Origin of the sequence: Streptomyces sp. NPDC002809, from assembly GCF_040295435.1 — a bacterium.
Classification (GTDB): Bacteria; Actinomycetota; Actinomycetes; order Streptomycetales; family Streptomycetaceae; genus Streptomyces.
On record NZ_JBEOVJ010000007.1, the window covers coordinates 179,421 to 187,735 of the forward strand.

The window sequence follows — 8,315 nt, forward strand, 5'->3', positions numbered from 1 at the left end:
CTGATCCGAAAGCATGATCCGAACCGCCCCGCGCGAAGCGCCGGGCGGTTTGTCATCGACATTTACTAGGACGTCCTAGTAAATTGATGGGCATGGACGCTGACGCGATCGAGGAAGGCCGCCAACGCTGGCAGGCCCGTTACGACAAGGCCCGCAAGCGTGACGCGGACTTCACCACGCTCTCCGGGGATCCCGTCGAGCCCGTCTACGGCCCCCGGCCCGGGGACGCGTACGACGGCTTCGACCGGATCGGCTGGCCCGGCGAGTACCCCTTCACCCGGGGGCTCCACGCGACCGGCTACCGCGGCCGTACCTGGACCATCCGCCAGTTCGCCGGCTTCGGCAACGCCGAGCAGACCAACGAGCGCTACAAGATGATCCTCGCCGCGGGCGGCGGCGGGCTGAGCGTCGCCTTCGACATGCCCACGCTGATGGGCCGGGACTCCGACGACCCCCGCGCGCTAGGCGAGGTCGGCCACTGCGGTGTGGCCATCGACTCCGCCGCCGACATGGAGGTCCTCTTCAAGGACATCCCGCTCGGCGACGTCACGACGTCGATGACGATCAGCGGTCCCGCCGTGCCCGTCTTCTGCATGTACCTGGTCGCCGCCGAGCGCCAGGGCATCGATCCGGCCGTGCTCAACGGCACGCTGCAGACGGACATCTTCAAGGAGTACATCGCGCAGAAGGAGTGGCTCTTCCAGCCCGAGCCCCACCTGCGCCTCATCGGCGACCTGATGGAGCACTGCGCCCGCGACATCCCCGCCTACAAGCCGCTGTCCGTCTCCGGGTACCACATCCGCGAGGCCGGGGCCACGGCCGCGCAGGAGCTCGCGTACACCCTCGCCGACGGCTTCGGCTACGTGGAGCTGGGCCTCTCCCGCGGGATGGACGTCGACACCTTCGCCCCCGGACTCTCCTTCTTCTTCGACGCGCACCTCGACTTCTTCGAGGAGATCGCCAAGTTCCGCGCGGCCCGCCGGATCTGGGCCCGCTGGATGAAGGAGACGTACGGCGCGAAGACCGACAAGGCGCAGTGGCTCCGTTTCCACACCCAGACGGCCGGCGTCTCGCTCACCGCCCAGCAGCCGTACAACAACGTCGTACGCACCGCCGTGGAGGCGCTCTCCGCCGTCCTCGGCGGCACCAACTCCCTGCACACCAACGCCCTCGACGAGACCCTCGCGCTCCCCTCCGCGCAGGCCGCCGAGATCGCGCTGCGCACCCAGCAGGTGCTGATGGAGGAGACCGGCGTCGCCAACGTGGCCGACCCGCTGGGCGGTTCCTGGTACGTGGAACAGCTCACCGACCGGATCGAGGCGGAGGCCGAGAAGATCTTCGACCAGATCCGGGAGCGCGGCACCCGCGCCCACCCCGACGGGCAGCACCCCATCGGGCCGATGACCTCCGGCATCCTGCGCGGCATCGAGGACGGCTGGTTCACCGGCGAGATCGCCGAATCGGCCTTCCAGTACCAGCAGTCGCTGGAGAAGGGCGACAAGCGCGTCGTCGGCGTCAACGTCGCCCTCGGCTCGGTCACCGGCGACCTGGAGATCCTGCGGGTCAGCCACGAGGTCGAGCGCGAGCAGGTCCGCGACCTGGCCGGCCGCAAGGAGGGCCGCGACGACGCCCGGGTCGGCGCGGCGCTGGACGCGATGCTGGCCGCCGCCCGTGACGGCTCCAACATGATCGCGCCGATGCTCGACGCCGTACGTGCGGAGGCGACCCTCGGAGAGATCTGCGGGGTGCTGCGCGAGGAGTGGGGTACCTACACGGAGCCGCCCGGCTTCTGACAGGTGGTCGGCAGTTACAGGTGTCACCTCCAGGGGTCCGGGTAGGCGCGGCCGCGACACTCGCACCACCCTGGAGGAACACCGTGAGACTGTCCGGGAGAATCACCGCGGCCGCGGGCGCCGCACTCGCCGTACTCGGAACGCTGCTGGTCAGCGGTTCGGCGGCGGTCAGCGCCGCACCGGCACCGAAGCCGGGGGTGCAGGACGCCTTCGACTCGCTCGGGCCGGACGTGAAGGCGGCGGAGCTCTCCTCCGGCCGGACCGCGCACTACATCGACGAGGGGCGCCGGGGCGGTACGCCGGTCCTCTTCGTCGGCGGCACCGGAACCAGCGCGCGGGCCGCGCACATGACGGACTTCTTCCGGTCCACCCGGGAGTCGTTCGGCCTCCGGCTGATCTCGGTGGAACGCAACGGCTTCGGCGACACCGACTACGACCCGTCCCTCGGCAAGGCCGACTTCGCGAAGGACGCACTGGAGGTCCTCGACAGGATCGGGGTCCGGAAGGTCTCGGTGATCGCGATCTCCGGCGGCGGACCGTACGCCGCCGAGCTCGCCGCCCGCGCCCCCGGGCGCATCCAGGCCCTCCATCTCGCCGCCGCACTCCCGCCGTACGGCGCGAAGCCCGCGTACTGCGGCCTGAGCGACGACGCGCTCGCCGACGCGGTCAAGGACTCGATCGCCGACCCGCGCTCGTGGTGGGCGTTCCCCGACGACAGCGCCGTCAAGTCCATCCCGGGCTTCGCCGACACCGCGTACGAGGAAGGCGCCCGCACGTACAACCAGCGCGGCCAGAAGTCCGATCCGGCCCCGCAGGTGCACGAGCAGCGGCTCTACTGCGAGCGCCCCGGTCCCGACCTGTCGAAGCTGAAGGCGCCCGTCCATCTGTACGGCGGCGAGAAGGACACCACCGTCCCGCCGGCCACCCTCACCACCTGGCGCGAGGCGCTGCCGGTCACCCCGGTGGTGCGTACGTACGCGGACTCCGGCCATGACGTCCAGTACCGCCACTGGGACCAGATCCTGGTGGACCTGGCCGGGCAGGGCGACCGCACGGTCGTCTGCCGCAGCGACCGTACGAAGCTGATGGCGCCGAAGCAGGCGGACCGGCTGGTCTCCGCCGGCAAGGCCACGCTGGGCAGTTGTGCCTGGCAGAAGTAGCTCGAAGGCCCCTATCCCGCCGCCGCGCCCAGCCCCGTGAGCAGCAGCAGCGTGAAGCGCCGGGCCCAGTCGGCATCGACGGGCTCGGCGCTGACGAGCACCCGGTGCACCACCGCACCGGCGATGACATCGAAGATCAGGTCGGCGGTCAGCGCCGCCGTGGCCTCGTCCTGCTCGACGGGCAACTCCCCGCGCTCCTGCGCCCGTCGCCGGCCCTGGAGGACGAGGTGCTTCTGCCGGTCCACGATCGAGTCGCGGATCCGGGTCCGCAGGGCCTCGTCGCGGGTCGACTCCGCGACGACCGCCATCAGCGCGGTCCGGGTCTCCGGCCGCTCCAGCAGCGCGGCGAACTGCAGCACCACCGCCTGCACATCGGCGGACAGGCTGCCCAGGTCCGGCAGTTCCAGCTCGTCGAAGAGCACCGCCACGGCGTCCACGACCAGTTCGTTCTTGCCGGCCCAGCGCCGGTACAGGGTCGTCTTGGCGACCCCCGCACGCGTCGCCACATCGCCCATCGTCAGCTTCGACCAGCCGAGGTCGACCAGTGAGGCTCTGGTGGCCTCGAGGATCGCCTCGTCGGCCGCGACACTGCGCGGACGTCCCGTTCGTGAGGGTTTGGGGTGGCTGCGGCTCAGCATCCCGCGACCATACCCGCCAGTAGCTAGTTCCGGCCGACCTCGTTCGCCGTGAGACAGATCACCGAACACTCTTGTGCATCGAGCGTGAGGGCCAGTTACGCTACGGGTCGTAGCGTAAGAACGACGGCTCAGCCGTCGTGGCGCCACGAACGAGCAACAGCCACAGACGCCGGGTGGGGACCGGGCGTCGAACCGGGTCTTTCAGGGGCCCTCGGGCCGTGTCTGTCCGTGCACCTCGCACACCGGCGGGGGCTGCGGACGGGTGCGGTTCCCGTAACGCTTTCCGGAACAGCGCGCCGAGGGGGGAGGATGTACGCATGCAGCCTAGGAACATGTCCATGAGCGGCGTCGTCGACCTCGCCGCGGTGAAGGCGGCCGGTGAGGCCAAGGTGAAGGCGGAGCAGGCCCGTGCCGAGTCCGCCCGGCAGGGCGGCCCCGCGGCCGTACCCGCTTCCTCCCTCGTCATCGACGTCGATGAGGCGGGCTTCGAGAACGATGTCCTCCAGCGCTCCGCCGAAGTCCCCGTCGTCATCGACTTCTGGGCCGAGTGGTGCGAGCCGTGCAAGCAGTTGGGTCCGCTCCTGGAGCGCCTGGCCCACGAGTACAACGGCCGCTTCCTGCTGGCCAAGGTCGATGTCGACGCCAACCAGATGCTGATGCAGCAGTTCGGGATCCAGGGCATCCCGGCCGTCTTCGCCGTCGTCGCCGGACAGGCGCTGCCCCTCTTCCAGGGCGCGGCCCCCGAATCCCAGATCCGGCAGACGCTGGACCAGCTGATCCAGGTCGGCGAGGAGCGGTTCGGGCTCACCGGCATCGCGGTCGACCGGGATGCGGTGGACCCGGAAGCGGCCACCGAGGCCCCCGAGGTGCCCGCAGGGCCGTACGACGCGCTTCTGGAGGCGGCCGCGCAGGCGCTGGACGCCAATGACTTCGCCGGCTCCGTCCAGGCGTACAGGAACGTCCTCTCCGACGACCCGGCCAACAGCGAGGCCAAGCTCGGCCTCGCGCAGGCCGAACTGCTGGGCCGGGTCCAGAAGATGGACCCGCAGCAGGTCCGCAAGGACGCCGCCGAGAATCCGGGCGACGCGGACGCGCAGATCGCCGCGGCCGACCTCGATCTGGTCGGCGGTCATGTCGAGGACGCGTTCGGGCGTCTCGTCGAGACGGTCCGGCGGAATTTCGGGGACGACCGGGACCGGGTACGAGTCCGCCTGTTGGAGCTCTTCGAGGTGATCGGCCCCGACGACCCGCGCGTCGGCGCCGCACGCACCGCGCTCGCACGCGTCTTGTTCTGATCTGACAACACGGCCGTGGCCCCCGGCGGGGGGTCACGGCCGTTTTCGCGTTCCGGCGATAAGAGAGCCCTCCGTCCCCCTCTGCTTTACCAAATCTTGATAAAAGCACGCCCTGTTACTCGCAGTAAATCGATCATTGCGATCTGTCCGATTTGACTCCCCAATGATGGCTTTCGTCTGCCAGATCGAGGCAACCCTGTGTGGCTGCCCGGTGCCGTGCGGTCGTGGGTCGGTTATCGGGCCGTTACTAGCGAGTAACGAACCCCCTTGTGTCACGGCCGCGAATGGACCACGATCGGCCACGCTCGGTCCAATAACGCCAGTCCGGCTGCCAGTCGGTGCGGCGGCTCCGTTGGGTCCCCACCGAGTGGGTCGGCGGCAGTGGCGCCGACTCCGGACAGGGGGGTTCCTGCTGATCGGCAGGGCCTGTCCGAACAGGTTGCGCGAACGCGTGGCCAGTGGTTGTCGCTCGGGGGTGATCGCCAGTGATTCGGGCGCGGTTGAAGCCTCCGTTTGCAGGCGCTCTCCTTTCCGAGGACGTAGCACTTCTCCCATCCCAGGTCGGGCAGGATGCCAGGCCGGAGATGTACGTCCGAGAAGGAGGAAAAGTATGAGTTCCCAGGTTCGCGGTGGCACGAGATGGAAGCGTTTCGCTGTCGTCATGGTGCCGAGCGTCATAGCCACCGCTGCGGTGGGTGTCGGTCTGGCACAGGGCGCGCTCGCCGCGTCGTTCAGCGTGTCCGGCCAGGAGTTCAAGGTCAGCGCGGATGAGCTGGTCGGCCATGACTTCGTGCAGTACGGCAGCGTGGCCACCGAAAACGGCGCCGACCCCAAGGTTGCGGGCAAGGCCCACGCCGTGGCCGTGTCGGGTTTCCATGACGCGACCATCACCAACATGTGCCAGTCGGTCGTCACTCCTGACCTGCCGTTCGGCCTCGGCAGCATCACGCTGCAGCTCAAGGCCGGCACCGGCAAGGAGAAGGTCTACGCCGAGGGCCTGTACCTCGACGTGTCGCAGCTCGACGCGGACGCCGAGTTCAAGAACATCGACATCGGCGTCGCTGCCGGTTCCCTGCCGCGCACGAGTAAGGGCACGGGCATCCAGCCCGGAACCCAGGCCAACCCGAACGGGTTCTCACAGCGCGCCGAGGAAGCCAAGCTGACGAACGTCAGGCAGCAGGCGTGGGCCACCACGGCCGGCACCTTCAAGCTTCCTGACCTGAAGCTGAGGCTGCTCAAGGGCGTCAAGGAGTGCTACTAAGCACTCGCCCGGGTGGCCGGGGCACGCCTCACGGCGGACCCCGGCCACCCACTTCTCCTTCTCACAGCAGTACCGGTTCCAGGGAGCTGTTTTCCATGAGCCCCGAATCCCAAGGGCAGAACGAGCACTACCTCAGCGTCTTCCGGCGGACGTTCCGTACCTGGCGGGGTAACCGGCCGTTCTGGGCGGGCCTGTTCACCATGCTGGGCGGCGTACCCATCGCTTACTTCCCGTACGCGAACATGCACCTCGGCAACGTGACGCTGGCCATGTCCACCACCGCGGGCGCCGGATCGCTCATCATCGGGGTCCTGCTGATCACGCTCGGTCTGACGATGTGGTTCCACCACATCGTCCGGGTGTTCGCCGGTGTCGCGTCGATCCTGCTGGCGCTGATCTCCATACCCGTCGCCAACATCGGCGGCTTCTTGATCGGCTTCCTGTTCGCCATGATCGGTGGCGCACTCTCCGTGTCCTGGGTCCCGGGCGAGCCGAAGGCGTACGAGGCCGGACCGGCCGCGGGCGCTCCCGGCGAGGAAGCGCCGGAGAGCATCTCGTTCGCGAAGGACGAGCAGGCCCCGGTCCACCCCGAGGCCGCGCTCCACGGGATGGGTGTTCCCGAGCAGCAGTCGGCGCATTACGACACGACAGTTGAGGCCGACGGCGGGAGGCATCGTGCGGGGTGACGACAGTCAGGTGAACGCCCTGGAGGAGGGCGGTTTCCAGGAGCGAAGAGGGCCGCGCCACGCAGCCCCCAGGAAGTCGCTGCTGACGAAGCTGCACATGCCGTCCGGCAAGAAGGCGTTCGCGCTCGCCGCGATGCCGACGGCGGTCTTCGTCGGGATGGGGCTCACCCCCAAGCTCGCGATGGCCGACGACAACACGAACATCCCCTTCGCACCCGGCCCCTGTGTGACGCGCTCCGACGAGCCGAGCGAGTCGGCGGAACCGTCGCCCTCGGCGTCGAAGACGCCGTCCCCGTCGGCCACCGAGAACGCCGAGCCCACGCCGGACAAGAGCGGCGAGGCGACCGGGAAGCCCACGGCCACCCCGTCGGCGTCGGCGAGCGCCACGGACGAAGCGACGGCCGAGGCGGCCAGGAAGAGCGCCGACGCCCCGGAGGCGACGGCGAGCCCGAGCCCCACCGCCACGAAGCCGACGAACCCGCTCGACCCGCTGGGCCTGGGTGACAAGCTCAAGGACCTCTTCGACGGACCGGACAAGGAGACGGCGAGCCCGTCCGCCACCGCGACCCCGGAGCCCTCGAAGTCCGCAGCCGCGGAGACCACGGACAAGGCGGCCGACGAGTCTGCCGACAAGTCCGTCGAGAAGGTCACGGACGCGGCGAAGGACACGGTCGACAAGACCACCGACGCCATCCGCGAGGCGGCGGACAAGGCCGGTAAGCCGGTCGAGGAGCTCGACGAGGACGTCAAGGGCCTCGACCCGAAGGCGGACGAGGACATCCCGGACGGAGCCAAGCCCTCCTTCCCGTGTCCGACCGCCGACCCCGAGGCCCTGGCCGCGGCAGATCTGGAGCAGGGCATCCCCCGTCTCCCGAACGACCCGTGGGTCCTGGAGACTTCGCTGCTCACTCTGAGCGGGCTCGACTACAAGGGCATCGTCGAGGTGGAGAAGGGCGACGGCAGCACGAAGAAGGTGCTGAAGTTCACCGCCTCCTCCATCGACATCAAGGACCTCCACCAGCTGACGGTCGGCCCGCAGCCGGGCGTGACCGGCCATGTGAAGGCGCGGAAGGGCTCCACGTCCACCATCCGCGACGGCGAGGTGACGATGTACACGGAGGAGCTGAAGGGCAACCTCTTCGGCCTCATCCCGATCACCTTCAGCCCGGAGACCCCGCCGCCGCTGAACGTGCCGTTCGCGTTCTTCACCAACGTGAAGCTGAAGCAGGCGGGCCAGTTCGGCGGGACGCTGAAGGTGCCGGGTCTGCAGAACTACTTCACCGAAGGCACCGGCTGACGCACACGGACCCGTTCGGGAGCCGCACAACGACTGTGGCCGCACCCTCCGGCAAGGGGGTGCGGCCACAGTCGTACCCACGGCGGGGGATTCGTCAGCCACGGCGCCCCGTTCACCCTCGACGATCCGCGGTGGCTCGGCGACTTCTACGACTGGGCCCGGTCGATGCCCAAACCCCGGGCCGT

Annotated in this window: 7 protein-coding genes; 6 read left to right on the plus strand and 1 reads right to left on the minus strand. The window is 69.3% G+C overall.

What is annotated here, in order from left to right; genetic code table 11:
- Positions 1–92: 92 nt before the first annotated feature.
- Together icmA and ABT025_RS07355 are read left to right on the plus strand one after the other, a co-directional pair.
- Positions 93–1,793: a coenzyme B12-dependent isobutyryl-CoA mutase large subunit gene (gene icmA / locus ABT025_RS07350; RefSeq protein WP_350990834.1), complete on the plus strand. Its 1,701-nt coding sequence runs from the start codon at positions 93–95 to the stop codon at positions 1,791–1,793.
- An 83-nt stretch (positions 1,794–1,876) separates the two neighbouring features.
- Positions 1,877–2,953: an alpha/beta fold hydrolase gene (locus tag ABT025_RS07355; protein WP_350990836.1), complete on the plus strand. Its 1,077-nt coding sequence runs from the start codon at positions 1,877–1,879 to the stop codon at positions 2,951–2,953.
- An 11-nt stretch (positions 2,954–2,964) separates the two neighbouring features.
- Here ABT025_RS07355 and ABT025_RS07360 read toward each other — a convergent pair whose 3' ends face one another.
- Entirely contained in the window at positions 2,965–3,591 is a 627-nt protein-coding gene (locus ABT025_RS07360) for a TetR/AcrR family transcriptional regulator (RefSeq protein WP_350990838.1), read from the minus strand.
- Between the two features lie 317 nt (positions 3,592–3,908).
- On the opposite strand from ABT025_RS07360, the gene ABT025_RS07365 reads away from it, so the two are divergent.
- The 4 genes from ABT025_RS07365 (at position 3,909) to ABT025_RS07380 (ending at position 8,130) form a co-directional block, all read left to right on the plus strand.
- Positions 3,909–4,886 carry a tetratricopeptide repeat protein gene (locus ABT025_RS07365; protein ID WP_350990840.1) on the plus strand — a complete coding sequence of 326 codons (978 nt, stop codon included), beginning with the start codon at positions 3,909–3,911 and terminating at the stop codon, positions 4,884–4,886.
- Between the two features lie 610 nt (positions 4,887–5,496).
- Positions 5,497–6,147 (plus strand): DUF6230 family protein, encoded by a 651-nt coding sequence (locus tag ABT025_RS07370; protein ID WP_350990842.1) that lies wholly within the window; start codon positions 5,497–5,499, stop codon positions 6,145–6,147.
- A 95-nt stretch (positions 6,148–6,242) separates the two neighbouring features.
- Positions 6,243–6,833 (plus strand): DUF6114 domain-containing protein, encoded by a 591-nt coding sequence (locus ABT025_RS07375; RefSeq protein WP_350990844.1) that lies wholly within the window; start codon positions 6,243–6,245, stop codon positions 6,831–6,833.
- Entirely contained in the window at positions 6,823–8,130 is a 1,308-nt protein-coding gene (locus ABT025_RS07380; protein WP_350990845.1) for a hypothetical protein, read from the plus strand. The genes ABT025_RS07375 and ABT025_RS07380 overlap by 11 nt, the downstream gene beginning before the upstream one ends.
- The last annotated feature ends 185 nt before the right edge of the window (positions 8,131–8,315 follow it).

Bases quoted from the DNA above. Each gene is read 5' to 3' on its own strand.
- ABT025_RS07370 (WP_350990842.1), top strand. From the start codon at position 5,497: ATGAGTTCCCAGGTTCGCGGTGGCACGAGATGGAAGCGTTTCGCTGTC.
- icmA (WP_350990834.1), top strand. From the start codon at position 93: ATGGACGCTGACGCGATCGAGGAAGGCCGCCAACGCTGGCAGGCCCGT.
- ABT025_RS07365 (WP_350990840.1), top strand. From the start codon at position 3,909: ATGCAGCCTAGGAACATGTCCATGAGCGGCGTCGTCGACCTCGCCGCG.
- ABT025_RS07375 (WP_350990844.1), top strand. From the start codon at position 6,243: ATGAGCCCCGAATCCCAAGGGCAGAACGAGCACTACCTCAGCGTCTTC.
- ABT025_RS07360 (WP_350990838.1), bottom strand. From the start codon at position 3,591: ATGCTGAGCCGCAGCCACCCCAAACCCTCACGAACGGGACGTCCGCGC.